The organism is Amycolatopsis sp. CB00013 (assembly GCF_001905755.1).
Taxonomy (GTDB): domain Bacteria; phylum Actinomycetota; class Actinomycetes; order Mycobacteriales; family Pseudonocardiaceae; genus Amycolatopsis; species Amycolatopsis japonica.
This window is the reverse complement of the sequence record NZ_LIWC01000009.1, coordinates 115,657-135,326: the sequence shown is the minus strand read 5'-3', so window position 1 is coordinate 135,326 and position 19,670 is coordinate 115,657. Positions and strand designations below refer to the sequence as shown.

At 68.5% G+C, this 19,670-nt stretch carries 19 protein-coding genes; 7 read left to right on the top strand and 12 right to left on the bottom strand.

Features of this window, described 5'->3' with window-relative positions; genetic code table 11:
• The gene (locus AMK34_RS41960) at window positions 1-1,407 is read left to right on the top strand and encodes a beta-N-acetylhexosaminidase (protein ID WP_143202777.1); all 1,407 of its coding nucleotides are present in this window, start codon (window positions 1-3) and stop codon (window positions 1,405-1,407) included.
• A gap of 21 nt (window positions 1,408-1,428) precedes the next feature.
• Window positions 1,429-2,001 carry a hypothetical protein gene (locus tag AMK34_RS41955; protein ID WP_073849264.1) on the top strand — a complete coding sequence of 191 codons (573 nt, stop codon included), beginning with the start codon at window positions 1,429-1,431 and terminating at the stop codon, window positions 1,999-2,001.
• A 483-nt stretch (window positions 2,002-2,484) separates the two neighbouring features.
• Here AMK34_RS41955 and AMK34_RS41950 read toward each other — a convergent pair whose 3' ends face one another.
• The gene (locus tag AMK34_RS41950; protein WP_073849263.1) at window positions 2,485-3,561 is read right to left on the bottom strand and encodes a DUF5005 domain-containing protein; all 1,077 of its coding nucleotides are present in this window, start codon (window positions 3,559-3,561) and stop codon (window positions 2,485-2,487) included.
• Between the two features lie 67 nt (window positions 3,562-3,628).
• Here AMK34_RS41950 and AMK34_RS41945 point away from each other — a divergent pair, with 67 nt between their 5' ends.
• Window positions 3,629-4,879 carry a choice-of-anchor Q domain-containing protein gene (locus AMK34_RS41945; RefSeq protein WP_073849262.1) on the top strand — a complete coding sequence of 417 codons (1,251 nt, stop codon included), beginning with the start codon at window positions 3,629-3,631 and terminating at the stop codon, window positions 4,877-4,879.
• A 51-nt stretch (window positions 4,880-4,930) separates the two neighbouring features.
• On the opposite strand, the gene AMK34_RS41940 is transcribed toward AMK34_RS41945, so the two are convergent.
• The 5 genes from AMK34_RS41940 to AMK34_RS41920 form a co-directional block, all read right to left on the bottom strand.
• Window positions 4,931-5,479, bottom strand: coding sequence for a snapalysin family zinc-dependent metalloprotease (locus AMK34_RS41940; protein ID WP_016335415.1), 549 nt, complete (start codon window positions 5,477-5,479; stop codon window positions 4,931-4,933).
• A 153-nt stretch (window positions 5,480-5,632) separates the two neighbouring features.
• Window positions 5,633-6,583: an alcohol dehydrogenase catalytic domain-containing protein gene (locus AMK34_RS41935; RefSeq protein WP_073849261.1), complete on the bottom strand. Its 951-nt coding sequence runs from the start codon at window positions 6,581-6,583 to the stop codon at window positions 5,633-5,635.
• 18 nt (window positions 6,584-6,601) lie between these two features.
• The gene (locus AMK34_RS41930) at window positions 6,602-6,967 is read right to left on the bottom strand and encodes a MerR family transcriptional regulator (RefSeq protein ID WP_038511439.1); all 366 of its coding nucleotides are present in this window, start codon (window positions 6,965-6,967) and stop codon (window positions 6,602-6,604) included.
• A 36-nt stretch (window positions 6,968-7,003) separates the two neighbouring features.
• A complete protein-coding gene (locus AMK34_RS41925; protein WP_073849260.1) occupies window positions 7,004-7,672 on the bottom strand; it encodes a response regulator in 669 nt (222 codons plus the stop codon).
• Complete coding sequence (locus AMK34_RS41920; RefSeq protein ID WP_073849285.1) at window positions 7,669-9,273, bottom strand: ATP-binding protein; 1,605 nt, start codon at window positions 9,271-9,273, stop codon at window positions 7,669-7,671. The genes AMK34_RS41925 and AMK34_RS41920 overlap by 4 nt, the downstream gene beginning before the upstream one ends.
• 205 nt (window positions 9,274-9,478) lie before the next feature.
• Here AMK34_RS41920 and AMK34_RS41915 point away from each other — a divergent pair, with 205 nt between their 5' ends.
• Both AMK34_RS41915 and AMK34_RS41910 read left to right on the top strand, forming a co-directional pair.
• Window positions 9,479-10,798 carry a cation:dicarboxylate symporter family transporter gene (locus AMK34_RS41915; protein WP_037345587.1) on the top strand — a complete coding sequence of 440 codons (1,320 nt, stop codon included), beginning with the start codon at window positions 9,479-9,481 and terminating at the stop codon, window positions 10,796-10,798.
• An 82-nt stretch (window positions 10,799-10,880) separates the two neighbouring features.
• Window positions 10,881-11,462, top strand: a complete 582-nt coding sequence (locus AMK34_RS41910; protein WP_038511436.1) for a DUF6000 family protein — start codon at window positions 10,881-10,883, stop codon at window positions 11,460-11,462.
• On the opposite strand, the gene AMK34_RS41905 is transcribed toward AMK34_RS41910, so the two are convergent.
• Entirely contained in the window at window positions 11,452-11,853 is a 402-nt protein-coding gene (locus AMK34_RS41905; protein WP_038511434.1) for a winged helix-turn-helix transcriptional regulator, read from the bottom strand. The two genes, AMK34_RS41910 and AMK34_RS41905, sit on opposite strands and share 11 nt — an antisense overlap.
• 95 nt (window positions 11,854-11,948) lie before the next feature.
• On the opposite strand from AMK34_RS41905, the gene AMK34_RS41900 reads away from it, so the two are divergent.
• Window positions 11,949-13,358: an MFS transporter gene (locus tag AMK34_RS41900; protein WP_073849259.1), complete on the top strand. Its 1,410-nt coding sequence runs from the start codon at window positions 11,949-11,951 to the stop codon at window positions 13,356-13,358.
• On the opposite strand, the gene AMK34_RS41895 is transcribed toward AMK34_RS41900, so the two are convergent.
• From AMK34_RS41895 to AMK34_RS41880, 4 genes are read right to left on the bottom strand one after another with little or no spacing between them, the layout of a single operon-like run.
• Window positions 13,337-14,041, bottom strand: a complete 705-nt coding sequence (locus tag AMK34_RS41895; RefSeq protein ID WP_241832979.1) for a carbon-nitrogen hydrolase family protein — start codon at window positions 14,039-14,041, stop codon at window positions 13,337-13,339. The genes AMK34_RS41900 and AMK34_RS41895 overlap by 22 nt on opposite strands.
• A gap of 9 nt (window positions 14,042-14,050) precedes the next feature.
• The gene (locus AMK34_RS41890; RefSeq protein WP_073849258.1) at window positions 14,051-14,515 is read right to left on the bottom strand and encodes an SRPBCC family protein; all 465 of its coding nucleotides are present in this window, start codon (window positions 14,513-14,515) and stop codon (window positions 14,051-14,053) included.
• Window positions 14,512-15,222 (bottom strand): anti-sigma factor family protein, encoded by a 711-nt coding sequence (locus tag AMK34_RS41885; RefSeq protein WP_073849257.1) that lies wholly within the window; start codon window positions 15,220-15,222, stop codon window positions 14,512-14,514. Before AMK34_RS41885 ends, AMK34_RS41890 begins: the two co-directional genes overlap by 4 nt.
• Entirely contained in the window at window positions 15,219-15,770 is a 552-nt protein-coding gene (locus tag AMK34_RS41880) for a sigma-70 family RNA polymerase sigma factor (RefSeq protein WP_161791131.1), read from the bottom strand. Before AMK34_RS41880 ends, AMK34_RS41885 begins: the two co-directional genes overlap by 4 nt.
• A gap of 260 nt (window positions 15,771-16,030) precedes the next feature.
• Here AMK34_RS41880 and AMK34_RS41875 point away from each other — a divergent pair, with 260 nt between their 5' ends.
• Entirely contained in the window at window positions 16,031-16,666 is a 636-nt protein-coding gene (locus AMK34_RS41875; RefSeq protein WP_073849256.1) for a fibronectin type III domain-containing protein, read from the top strand.
• Window positions 16,667-16,743: 77 nt separating this feature from the next.
• On the opposite strand, the gene uvrA is transcribed toward AMK34_RS41875, so the two are convergent.
• Window positions 16,744-19,599 (bottom strand): excinuclease ABC subunit UvrA, encoded by a 2,856-nt coding sequence (uvrA, locus tag AMK34_RS41870; RefSeq protein WP_063273341.1) that lies wholly within the window; start codon window positions 19,597-19,599, stop codon window positions 16,744-16,746.
• Between the last annotated feature and the right edge of the window lie 71 nt (window positions 19,600-19,670).

Genomic DNA, 19,670 nt, shown 5'->3' with positions numbered 1-19,670 from the left:
ATGCCTGGCTTCGAAACTCTGCTCCCCCGTCCCGTCTCGGTGGAACCCCTGCCGGGAACCTGTTCCGTACCGTCCGAAGTGGACGTTCGTCGCGATGTCACGCTGCCTGCCGAGGGTTACCGGCTGGAGATCGACCCGTCCGGAGTGACCCTGCACGCGGCCGACGCGGCGGGCGAGTTCTACGGCCGCCAGACCCTGCGGCAGCTCGTCGGGCCGGACGCGTTCCGGGCGGCATTCATCCACAGTGGACAAGCGACGATCCCGTGCGGCGTGGTGACCGACCATCCACGCTTCGGCTGGCGCGGCTGTTTACTGGACGTGGCAAGGCATTTCCGCACCAAGGCCGAGGTGCTGCGGTTCATCGACCTGATCGCCGCGCACAAGCTCAACGTGCTCAACCTGCACCTGACCGACGACCAGGGCTGGCGGATCGAGATCCCCGAGTTCCCCAGGCTGACCGAGGTCGGCGGCTGGCGGAAGTCGTCGATGGTCGGACGGCACGACGGGCCGGAGCGCGACGGACGGCCGCACGGCGGGTTCTACTCGGCCGACGATCTCCGCGAGATCGTCGCGTACGCCGCCGCGCGTTCGGTGACGGTCGTCCCGGAGGTCGACATCCCTGGCCACGCCAGGGCCGCCATCGCCGCCTATCCCGAACTCGGGCCGGAGACCGACGAACCGTGGGAGGTCTGGACGAGCTGGGGTATCAGCACGTCCTTGCTGAACACCGATAAGTCCACAGTGGACTTCTTCAAACGCGTCTTCGACCACGTGCTGGACATCTTCCCGTCCGAGGTCATCGCGCTCGGCGGCGACGAGGTGCCCGGTGCGACCGAGGAGCACGGCCGATTCGTCCGGGAGATCGCGCGGCACCTCGTCGAACGAGGACGTCGTCCGCTCGGCTGGGACGAGGTGCTCGAAGCGGGCGATCTGCCGCCGATGGTCATCGGCTCGTGGCAGAGCGAGGCGGCCGGTGCCCGTGCGGCGGCCGCCGGGCACGACGTCGTCATGTGCCCGGAGGACCACGTGTACCTCGACCACCGGCAGTCCGACCACCCCGACGAACCGATCCCCGTCGGCTACCTGAGCACGCTGGAGAGTTTCTACGGTTACGAGCCGGTGCCCGCCGATTACCCCGAGGGGAAGGCGATTCTCGGCGCGCAGGCGCAGGTGTGGTCCGAGCACCTCGACACCGTGCGGCGCGTGGACTACGTCGCCTTCCCGCGCCTGTGCGCTTTCGCCGAGGTGGCGTGGAGCGACCCGGACGGACGGGATTACGCGGAGTTCCTGCCGCGGCTGCGGGACCACCACCTGCCGCGGCTGGACGCATTGGGCGTCGAATACCGGCCGCTCGACGGACCGCACCCGTGGCAGACCCGGCCCGGAGTCCCCGGGCGGCCTCGCTAGAAGTCAGGCCATGATGGGGTGATGAGTGATCAGTGGGTCGAGGCCTCCCAGCTTCCTGAAGAACTCGTCGCCCTCATCGACACCCTCCGCCCCGGCGAGGAGGTGACCATCACCAGGAACGGCGAGACGATCGGGACGATTTCCGGCGTTTCCCGTCAGGAATCCTTCTCGTCCGCGGAGTCCGAGGACATCACGGTCGTGGCCACCGCCATGAAGCTGTCGGCGTCGGCGCGCGACGCGTTGTCCGAGCGGCTCGGCCCCGGGTACCTCGTCCTCGACCTGCACTCGGCTCCCCCGACCGTCGACGTCCTGCTGGTACCTCCCGGCAGCCCGCAACTGATCGGCAACTTCCGCGCGCTGTACCCGAAGGCGCGGATCGTGATCACGGAGATCGAAGACGCCGAACTCGGCGTCAAGTACGAAGGCCCGGTCCGGCGTCTTCTCGACGCCGGTGCCGAGGCCTATCTCCCGTCGAGCACCATCCCGCGGCTGGCGGAGCAGCTGGACCGGACCATGACGCGGCTGAACCAGCTCACTGACGGCACATCGGCTTCCCTGGCCATCGAAGCGCCGCGGGACCGTGCGCTCGAATGATGCCGCGAGTGTCATTCGAGTCGTGAGGGGCGATCAGGTCCGTGAAGGCCTCCTTAAGGGACTCGTCTTGCTTACCCACTGGTGTGGGCCGAGCCTGAGGGGTTCAGGGCGCTGAACATCCTGACTCCTCCACACAGGGATTCGTTGATGAAGGATTTGGGACAGTGAACGTCCCAAATCCTTCATCGACAACGCTCGACCCGGCCTGGAACGGAGCGAATCCCGCTCACGCACAGGTCAGACGTAGATCAACACATACCGGTCCTCCTTGAGGGACTCTGGGTCCCTCAAGGGAGCCTTCGCGGACTCGCGGCTCGCCACGTTCGCCCCAGCAGTCACAGCGGTCACACGGGCTGCGCGTGAAGGACCCCTTCCCTCGGCTCAGCCGAGGAAACTCGACCTTCACACCAAGCCCAGTACATGAAGGCCCCCATCCTTGCGCCTAGGTACAGGAAGGGGGCCTTCATGTACCTCGGCTGCCACTCACGACCACGGCGGGGACGGTGGCCAATCGACCTCCACGAACCGCGGCCGGTAGATCCGCACGTCCGCGATGTTGTCCCCGTGGTCGAGCGAGTTCACGTTGTACGACACCGTGAGCTTCCCGGGACGGCTCAGCTGCGGATGCGCCGTCGCGTCGTAGACGATCCGCCGGTCGCTCGCTTCGGGTGCCCGATACAGAACCACCGGAGCGCTGAACGGGCCTGTCGGCGAACCAGCGGTGTAGGCGAGCATCACCGGGCTGAACCCGGGGCTGGTGTCCATGGTGATCAGCACGTATTCGCCGCCGACGCGGGTCACCGAGAACGCCGTCCCGACGCCGGGCAGCATCCTGGCGGAGTGCTCCTCGTGGGGCGACCAGCCGACGCCGGTCCAGAACTGCCAAGGGCCGCGAAGGCCACCGACAGGCACCCTGGCGAGCCGGAGGTGGCCTTGTTCGGCGCCGTAGACATAGGTGTATCCGCCGTCTTCGAGCAGCTCCGATCCCCACGCGACCTTGTCGCTCACCGGGATCACCAGCAGCTCGGACGGCGTCAGCGCGGGCAGCCGGAAGGTGGCCAGCGAAGTCCCGGTGTTCCGGAAGTCGAGGCCACCGGACCCCGTCGTCTTGTACCGGTTGTAAAGCACCTGCAGGACGTCGCCCTGCACCACACCGTCGCCGACCCAGTAGTGCTCGTCCGAACCCGCGAGACCGATCAGCGCCTCCGGATCGTCGGCGGTGCCGCCGTGCAGCGTCTCCCCCAGCGAGCCGTCGGGCCGCTGGACGACCAGGGTGTTGCGCGCGATCGGGCTGTCCCGCGGGCGGCTGTGGTCGGGGTTCACCGCGCCGAGGAACGTGTCCGAGAACAGCCACGCCGTGCGTCCGTCCGGCAGTGGGACCGATACCGTGCGATCCCCGCCGGTCCAGTGGCCACCTTGATCGCCGTACGCGTTCCAGAGCTCGTTCAGCCCGGCGACGGGAACCACCGGTGGTGGCGGCGCGGACGCGATCCCGCTGCTCGCCACCATGGCACTGAACAGCAGCGCGGCCGGTACGAGAATCCGCGACGCCCGACGCATCCGATCATGGTAAAGCCGCCGAGGTCTTTGTACGACCCTTGTGCGGCAGGTGGTTACGGTCCGCCGCATGTCCTGGAAACTGCTTTCCGTGGCCGTGCTCGCCGCCGTCGCGTGCACCGGGTTCACGACGGCCGAAGCCGCTTCGAAGACTTACTACGTCGACCAGGTCTCCGGCAGTGACACCGCGAGCGGCACTTCTCAGCAGACCCCGTGGAAATCCCTGGCCAAGGTTTCGGCGACCACGTTCGCGGCGGGCGACATCGTCCTGCTGCGTCGCGGCGGGAACTGGGCCGGCGGTCTCATGGTCAAGGGGTCGGGAGTCACGGTCGGCGCGTACGGCACTGGAGCGCGGCCGATCGTCAAGGGCAATGCCGAAGCGTGCGTCGACCTTCCGGGCAACGACAACGTGGTGAAGGACCTGCAGATCGGCGTCGCGGCCGACGCGGGGCGCTGTTCGTGGGCCGGGGTGAAGGTGTCCGGCGACCGCAACAAGGTGCTGTCGAACCTGATCACCGGTGCCGGCGCAGGCGTGTACATCGCGCCTTCGGCGGACGGCACCGAGGTCACGCAGAACGACCTCGTCGACAACAACCACATGACCGTGGTGACGCCGGGCGGCAACGACGACTCCGGCGCGTTCGCCGTGCTGGTCCAGGGCAACGACTCCGACATCGGCTGGAACCGGATCAGCGGGTCGATCGCGAAGGCCGACGACTTCGGCGGCCTCGACGGCGCCGCGGTCGAGATCTTCTACGGCTCCCGGAACGTCATCCACCACAACATCTCCGAAGACAACGAGACCTTCACCGAGCTCGGAACGGACGCACAGGACCCGGACGGCGTCTCGACCGGCAACGTCTTCGAGTACAACGCGATCTTCGGCGCCAAGACACGCGGCGGGATCATCACGCGCGGCGCGGAGGACGGCAACGGGCCGGTGCTCGGCACGGTGTTCCGCAACAACTCGCTCCGGCTCCCGAACGCCGAGGCGGAGGGTTTCGTCTGCTACGGCGGCTGCACGAACCAGATGCTGACGATGACGCAGAACGTCGTCCAGGCGGCGTACAAGGTCGGCTACGCGGACGCGACCTTCACCGCGACCGACCACAACGTGTACTTCGGCGGGCTCCGGCAGTTCACGCCGGGCGCGACGGACAAGGTCGCGGATCCGAAGTTCACCTCGGCCACGAACCTGATCCTGCAGGCGGGCAGCCCGGCGATCGACCTCGGCACCACGAAGTACGACGACCGCGACGTCGACGGCAATACCGTGTACTCCGGCGCGGCGGTGGACGCGGGCGCCTACGAGTTCTCGTGAGTGGTAAGGACGGTTAGAACCGTCCTTACCACTCACGAGGGACCAGAAGCGTCAGTTGTAGATGCGCTGGATGGCGCCCGCCGCGACGAGCCCGTTGGCCCACAGCGAGTTCACCCGCGAGATCTCCTGGGCGTTCGGCGTCGCGTTGGTGCAGGACGGGCCGGGGCCGCCGCCGGACATCAGTTCGGAGCACGGGCCCTGGTAGTTGTCCGGCAGGCCGAGCGCGTGGCCGGTCTCGTGCGCGGCGATCCGCGTCTGGTTGTACTGCTGCGCCTGCGTGTAGTCGATGAAGATGGTGCCGCGGCCGTGGCCGTCGGTCTCGGCGTACGAACCCGAGGGGTCGTTGCCCTCGGTGTAGCGCAGGGTGGCGCCCGAGGAGCTCTCCTGCAGCTTCACGTTCGACACCGAGTTGTTCCAGTTCGCCACGCCGGCCTGGATGGCGGCCCGGAAGCTGGGCGCCCCCGAGGCGTCGTAGTAGACCGTGGTCGCCGCCGCGGCCTTCTGAGCAGGCTGGACCGCCGCCGTGGCCTGGCCCGCGGTGACCGGGACGGCCAGCAGCGCCAAGCTCACGGACGCCGAGACGAAGAACTTCCTTGCCATGGACCCACTCCTTGTGAGGACAACGGAATGGTTCGTGAATTTAGGAGCCCCGGCCACGACTCGGCACCGACTTTCGTCGCGTCAGCCAGCTGGTGATTTACCAACACTTTCGACCTATTGACATGCGCATGTCCGCATACGACCATGCCGTGCTCAAGGCCGTAGCACCAGCTTTCCCGAGGTCGCCCGCGCCTCCAGTTCCGCGAGCGCCTTCGGCCCGTCCGCGAGGTCGTACGCCGTCGGCGTCCCCGGCACGCAGACGCCGGCCGCGATCAGGGCGCGCAGTTCGTCCATCAGCTCCGCGAAGATCGCGGGCGCGTGCTCGATCAGGACGCCGAGATGCAGTCCGATCACGTGGATCTGCTGCCGGAAGTTCAAGTCCCGGTTGGTGATCGCATCCTCTCCCCCGGCGACGCCGTAGACCACGACCCGCCCGGTGACCCGCTTGGCTGCGGCGAGACTGACGGCGAAGGCCGCCCCGCCGACCGATTCGAGCACCAGGTCGGCCGTCCCCGGATCGGCCCCGTAGCCGAGGACGCGATCGGCGCCAAGGCTCCGCACCACGTCGTGTTTGCCCGGCGACGCGGTGCCGATGACGGTCGCCCCGTAGTGCTTGGCCAGCCGGACCGCGGCCTGGCCGACCCCGCCCGCCGCCGCCTGCACCAGCACGGTCTCACCAGAGGCCAGCCGCCCCAGCGGCTTGAGCGCGGCGAGCGCCGTGACCCAGTTCAGGATCAGCCCGATCGCCTGCTCGTCCGACCAGCCCGACGGCACCGGGACCGCGCCGGCCGCGCGCATGACCATGTACTCGGCGAACGCCCCTCCGCCGGTCCCGACGACGTGGTCGCCGACCGCGGGCGCGGTCACCCCTTCGCCGACAGCCACGACCTCGCCTGCCGCCTCGAACCCGGCGATGTACGGGGCTTCCGGACCGTCCTCGTACGTCCCCCGCGTCTGCATGACGTCGGCGAAATTGACGCCCGCCGCGGCGACCTTCAGGAGGATTTCGCCTGGTCCCGGCGCCGGAACGGGGGCATCGGCGACGAGATGGAGATCTTCAGGACCGTTCGCGGAGTCCTGTCGCAGCGCGCGCATCGAAGTCATGCCCGCACGCTAAAACCCTCACGTTTGTGTCAGGGTCAAGTCGCGCAGGTACGCGTCGAGGGCGTCGCGATTGCGGGTCATGAGCGCGATCCGGCGATCGAGCACTTCCCGCTGCCGCGCGACCTCGCCGATCATGTACTCGCACGGTTCCTTCGGCCGGACCTCCTCCGGTCCGTCGAGATACGGCAGGACCTCACGGATCAGCCGCACCGGCAGTCCGGCGTCGAGCATCCCGCGGATCTGCAGGACCGCCTCGACCGAGCCTTCGCAGAAGTCGCGATAGCCGTTGCCTTCGCGGCCCGGGCTGATCAAGCCCTCTTCCTCGTAATAGCGCAGCGCGCGGACGCTGACCCCGGCCTTCCGCGCGAGTTCGCCGATCTTCACGATCCCAAGGTAGCCCGCGGGCCGCCGTATAGGTCGTTATATGGTTTTCGGCTTGTACCAGACCTCGGGGCGGCCGACCTGGCCGTAGCGGGGCTCACGCTGGGCGAGGCCGTTGTCGGCGAGGTACTCGAGGTAGCGGCGCGCGGTGACGCGGGAGGCGCCGATGGCGGTAGCGGCCGCTCCGGCGGAGAGGCCGTCGGCGGCCGAGGCGAGGACTTCGGTGATCGCCTCCAGGGTCTGCCCGCTCATCCCCTTCGGCAGCGCCTGCCGCTCGGTGGTGCGCAGGGTGCCGAGCGCGCGGTCGATCTCGGCCTGTCCGGTGACTTCGCCCGAAGCGCCGTGGAACTCCGCGTAGCGCTCCAGTTTTTCCCGCAGCGACGCGAAAGTGAACGGTTTCAGCAGGTACTGCACCACGCCGACCGACACGGCGGCCTTCACCAGCGCCAGATCCCGCGCCGAGGTCACGGCGATGACGTCGATCGGGAGACCGGCCGCGCGCAGCGACCGGCAGACGGCGAGGCCGTGCGTGTCCGGGAGGTAGAAGTCCAGCAGTACCAGGTCGACCGGTTCGCGTTCACAGAACCGCAAGGCGTCGCCGCCGGAGTGCACGACCCCGGCCACGGTGAAGCCGGGCATCCGCTCGACGTACACCCGATGCGCGTCGGCGGCCACCGGTTCGTCCTCGACGACCAGCACCTTGATCATCGCGCGGGCTCCTTCGGCGGCAGGCGAACGGTGAACACCGCGCCCTCGTCGCGGCCGACGTCGATCGTCCCACCGTGCCGCCGCACCGCCTGACCCACCAGTGCCAAGCCGAGTCCGTGCCCGTCCTCGGGTTTGGTGGACCACCCGCGCCGGAACACCTCTTCGACGTCCTCGACGCCCGGCCCGGTGTCGGCGACCCGCAGCAGCAACCCGTCGGCATCCGCGCGGACGGTCACCTCGACCCCTGGCCGTCCGCCCTGGCCGGCGTTGCCCGCCGCCGCGTCGATGCCGTTGTCGATCAGATTCCCGAGGATGGTCACCAGATCCCGAGGCGGGACGCCGGTGTCCGAGTCCTCCATGACGGTGTCGGGCGTGATCGTGAACTCGACGCCGCGTTCGCTCGCCTCCGCCGCCTTGCCCAGCAGCAGCGCCGCGAGCACGGGTTCGGCGACCGCGCCGACGACGCGGTCGGTGAGTTCCTGTGCCAGCGCGAGTTCTTCGGTCGCGAACTCGACGGCCTGTTCGGGGCGGCCGATCTCGACCAGGGAAACGACGGTGTGGAGCCGGTTCGCCGCTTCGTGCGCCTGCGACCGCAGCGCCTCGGCCAATCCGCGCACCGTGGTCAGTTCCCCGGTCAGCGCCTGGAGTTCCGTGTGATCGCGCAGGATCACCACGGTGCCCATCGCCTTCCCGCGCGAGCGCACCGGCGACGTGCTGACCACGAGCACTCTGGCCTCGGTGAGGTGCAGTTCGTCGGTGCGCTCCTCCCCCGAGGTGAACGCTTCGACGAGGTCTTCGGGAATGTCCAATGCGGACAGTTCACGGCCGACGGCGTCCTCGGCGACACCCAGCAGCGCCCGTGCCCCGTCGTTGCAGAGCACCACTCGCCCGTCCCCGCCGACGAGCAGCAGCCCCTCGCGCACGGAATGCAGCACGGCTTCGTGGTATTCGAACAGGTTGCTCAGTTCCTCCGGCGCGATCCCCCTGGTCTGCCGCCGGAGCCGGGCGCTGACGAGATAACTGCCGATCCCGCCGACCACCAGCACCGCCATCGCGACCCCGATCAAGGGCCACAGGCGTTCTCGCAGTTCCGCGTCGATCGCTTCGACCGTGATGCCGACCGACACCAGCGCGACGACCTGCCCGGCGGCGCCGCGCACCGGGACCACGACGCGTTCGGACGGGCCGAGCGAACCGGCGTAGGTCTCGAGGACCTTGCCGCCACGTTGCGCCTCGCCGATGTTGCCGATGAACGGCTGCCCGATCAGCGCCGGATTCGGGTGCGTGTAGCGGATGCCGTTCTTGTCCATGATGGTCACGAAGTCCACGTCCGTGTCCGCGCGGACACTCTGCGCGAACGGCTGCAGGGTCCGGGTCGGCTCCGATGTGGACAGTGCGGCGAGAACACCAGGGGCGTCCGCCACCGCTTCGGCGACCGCGGTCACCTTGTCCCGCGCCCGGTCCTCGGTGGCCCTGACCGAATCGAGGTACGCGAAGGTCACCCCGGCCGCGACGAGCACGAAAAGGACCACGAGCTGCAGAATCAGCAGCTGACGGGCGAGACTGCCGCGCCTGGTCCGGATCCGCGTCGTCGAGGGCACCCGCCCATACCAGCACACCGGCGCCGGGCCGTGCGGCGCGCCCGGCCGGAATTCCCCGGAAACCACTCGTGCGAACTCAATGAACACAACCGTGACCCAGCTCACCAGCCCGGGTGATAGTGACCGGCAATCCCACGGACACCCCCCTGAGCTGGAGGCAAAGGTGCCTACAACGCCGGAAGCGGCGCCACGACGCCGCGACAAGATGCACTACCTGTACCTGGCCGTGATCGCGGCGGTCGTCCTCGGCGTCATCGTCGGGTTCGCGGCGCCAGGTCTGGCCAAGGAGCTCAAGCCGCTCGGCACGGGCTTCGTCAACCTGATCAAGATGATGATCTCCCCCATCATCTTCTGCACCATCGTGCTCGGCATCGGATCGGTGGCGAAGGCCGCGAAGGTCGGCAAGGTCGGGTTGCTGTCGCTCGGCTACTTCCTGATGATGTCGACGTTCGCGCTCGCGATCGGCCTCGTCGTGGGCAACCTCCTGCACCCGGGTGAGGGCCTGCACCTCGACCCCGCGGCGGCGGCGAAGGCGCACAAGCAGGCCGAAGGCGGCGAAGGCACCGTCGACTTCCTGATGGGCATCATCCCCACCAGCTTCGGTTCCGCCTTCACCGAAGGCCAGGTGCTGCAGACGCTCCTGGTCGCGCTCCTCGCCGGCTTCGCCGTGCAGAAGCTGGGCACCAAGGGCGAGCCGATCCGCCGCGGCATCGAGCACATCCAGCGGCTCGTGTTCCGTATCCTCGCCATGATCATGTGGGCCGCCCCGGTCGGCGCGTTCGGCGCGATCGCCGCGGTGGTCGGCGAAACCGGCTGGGGCGCGCTGCGCAGCCTCGCCGTCATCATGATCGGCTTCTACCTGACCTGCCTGGTGTTCGTGTTCGGCGTGCTCGGCACGGTCCTGTGGCTCGGCGCGCGGATCAACATCTTCACGCTGTTGCGTTATCTCGGCAGGGAGTTCCTGCTGATCCTGTCGACGTCGTCGTCCGAGTCGGCTCTGCCCCGGCTGATCGCGAAGATGGAGCACCTCGGGGTGTCCAAACCGGTCGTCGGCATCACCGTGCCCACCGGCTACTCGTTCAACCTCGACGGCACGGCCATCTACCTGACGATGGCGACGCTGTTCATCGCCAGCGCGCAGGACCAGCCGCTGGGTGTCGGCGAGCAGATCTCCTTGCTGCTGTTCATGATCATCGCGTCGAAGGGCGCGGCGGGCGTGAGCGGCGCCGGGATCGCCACCCTCGCGGGCGGTCTCCAGTCGCACCGGCCGGAACTGGTCGACGGCGTCGGCTTCATCCTCGGCATCGACCGGTTCATGTCCGAGGCCCGCGCGCTGACCAACTTCGCGGGCAACGCCGTCGCGACCGTCCTGGTCGGAACGTGGACCAAGGAGTTCGACCGGGATCAGGCCAACCGGGTCTTCAGCGGACAGGCCCCGTTCGACGAAGCCACCCTGATCGACGACCATTCCGACACGCCGAAGGATCCGGACGGCGACAGGGAGAAGGCCGTGGCGCACGCGTAGCGCCCGGCGACAGACCGGAACCGCGGTGCGAGGGGCCCCCGTCCTCGCACCGCGGTTCCTCTTTTCTGGGAAGCTGAACGGCATGCCGGACGCCATCGACCGCTACGTGCTCTCGCGGTACTCGAAGCTGCTGCACGGCAATTTCGACGGGATGATGACCGACCCCGAACGCGAGCGGTTCCTGCGCGACCTCGTGGAGGACGCGCGGACCATCACCGACGACGAACTCGGCGAACTGCTCGCGGCGGACTGGCGGCCGCGGATCACCGCGGCCTGGCTGATCGGCGTCGACCGCCGCACCGCGTGGCGCGGCCGTATCCGGGAGCTGTTCCTGGAAAGCGGGCTGGTCTTCGCCGGGCAGGGCTACTGTTTCGCGCTCGCCCGGTTCGGCACGATCGCCGACGCCGAGATCCTCGTGTCCTATTTGGACCATTACCTCGCGCGGCCGGACCTGCGCTACGACCAGGAATGGGCGCTCGCGGCCCTGCACCACATCGACACCGACCTCACCACCGCGTACACGTCACGCTATCTGCGGCCGGGCGGGCTCTGGGAAAGCTGGTCCGCGAAGAACAGCACGGACCTGCCGTTCCACAAGATGTACTTCGCCATGCTGTGCTCGCACGTCCAGCGTGCCGTGCACGCGGCGGACGTCAGGCGCTGACCTTCTCGTCGTAGACGACACGGGACTCGGCGATCGAGTCACGATGGCGCTCGGCCCAGCTCAGCAGGCCGCTCAGCGACGCGTACAGCTCCTTCGCCATCGCCGTGGCCTCGTACTCCACCTTCGGCGGCACCGTCGGGTACACGGTGCGCACGAGCAGGCCGTCGCGTTCGAGATTCCGCAACGTCAAGGTGAGCATCCGCCTGCTGATCCCCTCCACCGAGCGCTCCAGCTCGGTGAACCGCACGGGACCGCGCGTGGCCTCCAGCAGGATGCCGATCGCCCACTTGCCGCTGATCCGGTTGATCACCTCGAGCACGGTGCACACCTCGAGTTTTTCGGGATCGACGACCCTGGCCTGCGCGGTCACATCGCTGTTCCCCTGGGACATGAAAGTGCCTCCTTCCGGCGAGGAACAGAGTCACACAAGATGGGCGCTGTTACAAGTGATGCACCAAGGCATCACCTGGGAAAAAGGGGTTATCTGTGTCTCAGCGCGCCCTCGCACTGGCCGTGCTTTGCGCCGTCTCGCTGATGGTCGTCCTCGACGGTTCGATCGTCGCCGTCGCGTTGCCCGCGATCCAGAACGACCTCGGCTTCACGCCCTCGACGCTGGCCTGGGTGGTCAACGCCTACCTGATCGCCTTCGCCGGGCTGCTCCTGTTGTCCGGCAGATTGGGCGACCTGATCGGCCGGAAACGGGTGTTCCTCGCCGGGCTCGGCCTGTTCACGCTCGCCTCGCTGCTCTGCGGAATCGCGCAGGACCAGGCGCAGCTCATCGGATTCCGCTTCCTGCAGGGCGCCGGTGGCGCGCTGGCATCAGCCGTCGTGCTCGGCATGATCACCACGCTCTACCCGGAACCGCGGGCACGGGCGAAGGCCATCGGCGTCTACAGCTTCACCCAGGCCGCCGGATCGTCGATCGGGCTCATCGCGGGCGGAACGCTCACCCAGCTGCTCGATTGGCACTGGACGTTCTTCGTCAACCTGCCGATCGGCGCGATCGCGCTGGCGCTCGCCGTCCGGCTGCTCGCGGACGATCGAGGCCCTGGCCTGCGCGACGGCACGGACGTCACCGGCGCCGGGCTGGTCACCGGCGGCCTGATGCTGCTGATCTACACGATCGTCAAGGCCGAGGAGTACACCTGGGCCGACGTCCGCACGCTCGGCCTGCTCGCGGTGTCGCTGCTCCTGCTCGCCGGGTTCGTGCTCCGGCAGGCGAAGGCACGCCGGCCGCTGCTGCCGCTGCGGATCTTCCGCCTTCGCGCGGTGTCCGGGGCGAACACGGTGATGGTCCTGATGGTGGCCGGGTTGTTCGGCTTCCAGTTCATCACCGCGCTCTACCTGCAGCGCGTGCTCCGGCTCGACGCGTTGAGCACCGGGTTCGCGTTCCTGCCCGCCCCGCTTTCGATCGCGGTGATGTCGCTGGTCTTCGCCGAGCGGCTGAACCACCGCTTCGGGGCACGGACGGTCCTCGTCGGCGGGCTCTCGCTGGTCGCGCTGGCGCTCGGTTTCCTCGCCACCGTCCAGGCCGACGGCGACTACGCGACGGACGTCCTGCCCGCGCTCGTGCTGATGGGCATCGGGTTCGGCGCGGCGATGCCGGCGCTGATGGGGCAGGCGATGTCCGACGTCTCGCCTGCCGACGCCGGAGTCGCCTCGGGGCTGATCAACACCACGCAACAGATCGGCGCGGCGATCGGGACGGCCGTGCTCGCGACCACCGCCGCTTCGCGCACTGGATCACTGCTGGCCGAAGGAGCCGCGATGCCTGAAGCACTCGCTAGCGGGTATCGAGCGGCGTACGCGTTGAGCGCCGGACTGCTCGCTCTCGCCGTCTTCGCCGCGACAGTGCTCCTTCGCGCCCGAAAGGTTCAGGAGGCGATCGTCGCGTAAGCCCACTCGGAGACCTCGCCGCCGAGACGCACCTCGGCGGCGCCTCCGGGTCTCCAGACCCCGCTGCCGCCGAACGCGGCCATGCCGCCGGTCTTGCCGGAGTACTGGGAAAGCACCACCCACATCCCGTATCCGGCGGCGACGCCGACCTGATCGAGCAACCGGTCTTCCTGCCCCTCGCTGAAGAGCGCGCTGAGGACGTAGACGTCGGCGCCCGCCTCGGCGAGTTCCCGCGCGTGGTCCGGGTTGGCGGCGTCGAGACAGATCGCCAGACCGAGGCGCCTACCGCCGACCTCGACGATCACCTGCCGCGTGCCCGGTTCGAAGAGCTCTTCCTCGCTGTTGTGCAGGTTCCGTTTCGCATAGGTGGCAACGGTTTCCCCGCCGTCGCCGAGGACGAGCGAACCGATGTACCGGTGCCCGTCCTCCACCAGCGGCAGTCCGATGACGGCGTGGACGGCGCTCGCCCGGCAAGCCTCCCGAAGCGGTTCGAGACGTGTGTCGTCCGGAGTCAGCCAGAGTCCCGGGTCGGCGGCGAGCGCCTCGAATTCCAAACCGGTCAGGGAGAGTTCCGGGAACACGCAGAGATCGGCGTCCGCGATCCGGAGGAGCCTGGCGTGTTCGGTGATGTTCGCGGCGAGGTCGGCGGGGGCGGTGAACGGCTGCACGGTGGCGACACGCATGGCGGGAGCTTAGCGCCCCAGATATCCCTGCAATCCCAGTTGCCCCCGTCGCATCATGAGGGCGTGGTTGATCCGGAAGACCGGCCTGGCGACACGATCGAGCTTGCGCAGCAACGGTTTCCGCGCCTCGACCTCCTGCGTGATCTCCAGTCTCGTGCCGCTTCCCACCGCGACCAGCGCACCGGCCAGCGTCCCTTCGAGGTCACCGCTGAGCAGCACTCGCAGCCGCCCCTCGCGCTCGTCCTGGCGGTCTCGGTGCATCCGCACGGTCAGCGCGTACGGCAGCCTGGAGCGGCAGACGAGTTCGGCGGTGTCCTCGTCGACCCGGCTGACCGAACGCACGTCGCGCCACCACAGCGGGTACGCGGCCAAGTCGACGACCGCGTCGAAGACCGCCTTGGGCGAGGCGGGCAGCACCCACGTGTCGCGGAAGCGGTACCAACCGCCTCCGCGACCCGTGAGCGAACCCGTCATACCTGCGCCGACACCAGGTTCCGGCCGTCCATCGTCACGACGTCGACCGAGGCCACGTCGCCGGGGGCGACCAGCGCGGAACCGTCGACACCGGTGCCCTCACGCTGTCCCTTCTCCGAAACGAGCCAGCTGCCGGCGTTGACCCGCTCTCCGCTCTTCGTCACGACGATGAGCGCGCACTTCTCGCCTTCGCGGACACCTGTCGCCTTGGCGTGCAGCCGCACCCAGCCCGCGGCCGGGACCACCCGGACCGCCAACTGCACACCCGTGTCCCGGTTGGTCGCCGCGAGGTCACGAGTGCCGGGCACCGGCGCGGTCGCCGTCGGCACCGGCAAAGCCACCGTCGACGGTTCGGGCGACGTCTGCCGTCCGACGAGCACACCCGCGCCGAGCGCCACCACGACCAGCACGGCCGCACCGGCCACGGCGAGGAGCCGCCGCGGTTTGCGCTCCTGGGTGCCCTCTTCTTCGCGCACCTGACGCAGCGTGCGCTGCAGGAGCAGATCTCCGCCGTCGGGCGGTCCTTCGAGGAACGCCTCCGGGGGTACCTCGTCGAGGTGGTGGCGCAGCTCCGACAGCTCGCGCACCTCACGACGGCACGTCGGGCAGCTCGCCAGATGCGTCTCGAACGTGGCCGCTTCCGCCTGAGTCAGACCGCCGAGGACGTAGGCGGCGAGCTGGCCCTGGTCGTGTCCCACCGCACTCATCGCGCTACCTCCTTCCCGGGTCCGGACATCACGGCTCTGAGCGCCCGTAACGCGTAATAAGATCTCGACTTAACGGTACCCGGGGCGACGCCCAGGGATTTCGCCGCTTCGGCCACCGTCCGGCCCCGGTAATAGATCTCCACCAGTACCTCACGATGTTCCGTGGACAGGCCGTCCATGGCCCCGAGCACGGCCATGGAGTCCACGACGCCTTGCGCGTGGTCCCGCTCCACCGCCGGGGTGGGCACGCCTTCCGCCGGCTCCGCCACTTCCGGTGGCCGGGCCGCCCTGGCCCGCGCGCGGTCGGTGATGATGTTCCGGGCGACCGTGAGCAGCCAGCCCCGCACCGATCCCTTCGCGTCGTTCTCCAGGTCTTCGGCATGTTTCCAAGCCCGGACCAAGGTCTCCTGCACGACGTCCTCCGCGGCCGCGCGGTCCCCGGTCAGCCTTGTCGCGTACGCCAGCAGGCTTCGCCCGTGTTCGGCGTACAAGTGCCTGACCAAGTCCTCGCCTTTGGCCTTTTTGGGCCGCCAGCCTCCGATCGCCACTCGCGTCCTCCCGACGGTCTTCTGGGTCGGCGAGGACAGTACTGCAACCCGCAGGGGCAGAGTGGATCGTTCGGCGCCCGCCGCGATCGAACTGTGCATCGGCACCGGCCTCTCCTCGGTTCTCCATGGCCGCCTCCTCTTGCCTCCCACACGGATGACCGGGGGATGCGGTTCAACCGGGCTCTTGTCGATCACCGGACGCGCTCGTATGCTGACGCCTCCGGATTCCGCCGCCGCCTGATTCCCGGGAGGGTCTCGGCGTGCCAAGGAAACTCGCGGCCGTTCTGCTGACGGTCGCTTTCGTGTCCGGATGTGGCGAGGAACCCGGTTTCACCGCGACGCTGACGGATCCGGTGAACGTCGACCTGAGCTGGCCCGACGACGATCCGGGCGCCGCGGGCAGGATCGTCGAATACACGACCGATCCGCACGGCGAGTACACGATCCTGCAGTTCGTGCCGCCGCGGCAGACGACCTTCCGGCATCCGGACCTGATGCCGGAAACGCGGTTCTACTACCGGATCCGGCCGTTCTACGGTGCCGTTTCGGACGCCGTGACGGTTTCCGGACCCGCGACCCCCGCCGTTTCCGGACCCGCCGTGCCGCTGCGGGCGGGCGATCGATCGGCCGCCCCGGCGTCGTTCAAGGCCGAGCCAGCGCCGGAGGAGATGGTGCGGTTCAGCTGGGCCGATCGCTCCAGCGACGAGGACGGTTTCCTGGTGGAGATCAAGAAGCCCGGCGCGGACGGGTTCGTGCCGATCGAGGTGTCCGATCCAGGGACGACGTCGGCCGGGCTCGCCACCATGCCGGGCGAGGAAGGCGCCTCGTACCGGCTGCGCGCCTTCTACTACGGGCCCGCCTCTCCCGTGCTGGACCTCGTGAGCGGTAAGGGGTAGTTCCCCCTCCGGATGCTATGAAAGGTCCTTTCCTTGCAAAATTTGCAAGGAAAGGACCTTTCATAGCACGGGGTGACTCAAGCGAGAACGGTCTTCAGGAACTGACCGGTGTAGCTCTCCTCAACCGAGGCGACGTGCTCCGGAGTGCCCTCCGCGATCACGGTGCCACCGCCGGAACCACCCTCCGGACCCATGTCGATGATCCAGTCCGAGGTCTTGATGACGTCGAGGTTGTGCTCGATGACGATCACCGTGTTGCCCTTGTCCACCAGCCCGTTGATCACGCCGATCAGCTTGCTGATGTCCTCGAAGTGCAGACCGGTCGTCGGCTCGTCGAGGATGTAGACCGTCTTGCCGGTGGACCGCTTCTGCAGCTCGCTGGCGAGCTTGACGCGCTGCGCCTCACCGCCGGACAGGGTCGGCGCGGGCTGCCCGAGCCGGACGTAGCCGAGGCCGACGTCGACGAGGGTGGCCAGGTGCCGGTGGATCGCCTTGATCGGCTCGAAGAACTCGGCCGCCTCCTCGATCGGCATGTTCAGCACGTCGGAGACGGTCTTGCCCTTGTAGTGCACCTCGAGGGTCTCGCGGTTGTACCGGTCGCCCTTGCAGACCTCGCACGGGACGTAGACGTCCGGCAGGAAGTTCATCTCGATCTTGATCGTGCCGTCACCGGCGCAGGCCTCGCACCGGCCGCCCTTGACGTTGAACGAGAACCGGCCCTGCTGGTAGCCGCGCACCTTCGCCTCGGTGGTCGCGGCGAACAGCTTGCGCACGTGGTCCCAGACGCCGGTGTAGGTCGCCGGGTTGGACCGCGGGGTGCGGCCGATCGGCGACTGGTCGACGCGGACCAGCTTGTCCACGTTGGCCAGCCCGTTCACGCGGGTGTGCCGGCCGGGGACCTGACGCGCGCCGTTGAGCTTGTTCGCCAGGACGGTCGCGAGGATGTCGTTGACCAGCGTGGACTTCCCGGAACCCGAGACACCGGTGACCGACACGAGGCAGCCGAGCGGGAACGACACGTCGAGCCCGCGCAGGTTGTGCTCGCGCGCGCCGACGACGGTCAGCTGACGCTTCTTGTCGATCGGGCGCCGGATGGCCGGGACCTCGATCTTGGTGCGGCCCGAAAGGTACGCGCCGGTGATCGATTCCTTGTTCCGCAGGATCTTCTTGTACGGTCCACTGTGGACGATGTGGCCACCGTGCTCGCCGGCGCCCGGGCCGATGTCGACCACCCAGTCGCTCGAGCGGATGGTGTCCTCGTCGTGCTCGACGACGATCAGCGTGTTGCCCAGGTCGCGCAGGCGGACCAGCGTCTCGATCAAGCGGTGGTTGTCTCGCTGGTGCAGCCCGATCGACGGCTCGTCCAGCACGTACAGCACGCCGACCAGACCGGAACCGATCTGCGTGGCGAGCCGGATGCGCTGCGCCTCGCCGCCGGACAGCGTCCCGGAGGCGCGGTCGAGCGAGAGGTAGTTGAGGCCGACGTCGAGGAGGAAGCGCAGCCGCGCCTGGATCTCCTTGAGCACCGCGCCGGCGATGACCTGCTCGCGCTTGCCGAGCTCCAGCTCGTCCAGGAACTGCGACGCCTCGGCGATCGAGAGGGCGCAGACCTCGGCGATCGACCGGTCGCCCTGGGTCTTGTGCTCCAGGGTGACGGCGAGGATCTCCGGCTTGAGCCGCGTGCCCTGGCAGGCCGGGCACGGCACCTCGCGCATGTAGCCCTCGTACCGCTCGCGCATGTACTCGGACTCGGTCTGCTCCTGGCGCCGCTCGAGGAACGGGATGACACCCTCGAAGCTCGCGTAGTACGAACGCTGACGGCCGTAGCGGTTCTTGTAGCGAACGTGGACCTGCTCGTCGACGCCGTGCAGGACGGCCTTCTGCACCTTCGCCGGCAGCTTGCGCCACGGCGTGTCCATCCGGAAGCCGATGGTCTCGGACAGCGATTCGAGCAGGCGGATGAAGTAGTCCGCGCTCTGGCCGCCCGCCCACGGCGCGATGGCGCCCTCGCCGAGGGACATCTCGTCGTCCGGGACCACGAGCTCCGGGTCGACCTCCTTGCGGACGCCGATACCGGTGCAGTCGGGGCAGGCGCCGTACGGGGCGTTGAACGAGAACGACCGCGGCTCGAGGTCTTCGATCGCCAGCGGGTGGCCGTTGGGGCAGGCCAGGTTCTCGGAGAAACCGCGCACGCGATGCGGATCGTTCTCCGGCAGGTCGACGAACTCCAGCTCGATCAGGCCGTCGGCCAGCCGGAGCGCCGTCTCGACCGAGTCGGTGAGGCGCTGCCGCGAGCTCGTCTTCACCGAAAGCCTGTCGATGATGACGGCGATCTGGTGCTTTTCCTGCTTCTTCAGCTTCGGCGGGTCGGTGAGCGGGTGGATCGTCCCGTCCACCACGACCCGCGCGTAGCCCTGCTGCTGCAGGTTCTCGAAGAGGTCGAGGTACTCCCCCTTGCGCCCGCGCACGACCGGCGCGAGCACCTGGAAGCGGGTGCCCTCCTCCATCGCGAGCACCTGGTCGACGATCTGCTGCGGGGTCTGCTTGCTGATCGCCTCGCCGCACTGCGGGCAGTGCGCCTTGCCGGCGCGGGCGTAGAGCAGGCGCAGGTAGTCGTAGACCTCGGTGATGGTGCCGACGGTCGAACGCGGGTTGCGCGAGGTGGACTTCTGGTCGATCGACACCGCGGGCGAAAGGCCCTCGATGAAGTCGACGTCCGGCTTGTCCATCTGGCCGAGGAACTGGCGCGCGTACGCCGACAGCGACTCGACGTAGCGGCGCTGGCCTTCGGCGAAGATGGTGTCGAAGGCGAGGCTCGACTTCCCGGACCCGGACAGACCGGTGAACACGATCAGGCTGTCGCGGGGCAGGTCGAGATCCACACCGCGGAGGTTGTGCTCGCGGGCGCCGCGAACAACGAGGCGATCAGCCACGCCAGGGTCCCTTCAGGTTTCATTCTCAGCTGCGGTCGCCGGCCCGGTCGATAGCTGCACGGGCGGCCGCT